The 231-nt window shown below is 45.0% G+C and carries 1 pseudogene; it reads right to left on the reverse strand.

Annotation, left to right across the window (positions count from 1 at the left end):
* Nucleotides 1-231, reverse strand: a pseudogene (locus AAEY88_RS15700) (site-specific integrase); the annotation flags it as partial.

Consider the following 231-nt stretch of genomic DNA (forward strand, 5'->3'; position numbering starts at 1 on the left):
GTTCAGCATGACGCTTTTCACAGCGCATAATAACATCAGCTACAGCAACGATGCTCCTATCCAGTATTGCTGCTACCTCTATATCACCAGTAATATCTTTGATTCGCTCTCGTTCATCCAGTAAGTCCTGATATACCTCTTTATGAGGACCATCAAGCCACGGCTGGAAATGAATACAGGTATAGCAAGGTATAGGAACGTTTGCACCGCAGAATCCATGCTCTCCACACG

The sequence above is a fragment of the Psychrobacter sp. CAL346-MNA-CIBAN-0220 genome (assembly GCF_040309805.1).
Lineage (GTDB): Bacteria > Pseudomonadota > Gammaproteobacteria > Pseudomonadales > Moraxellaceae > Psychrobacter.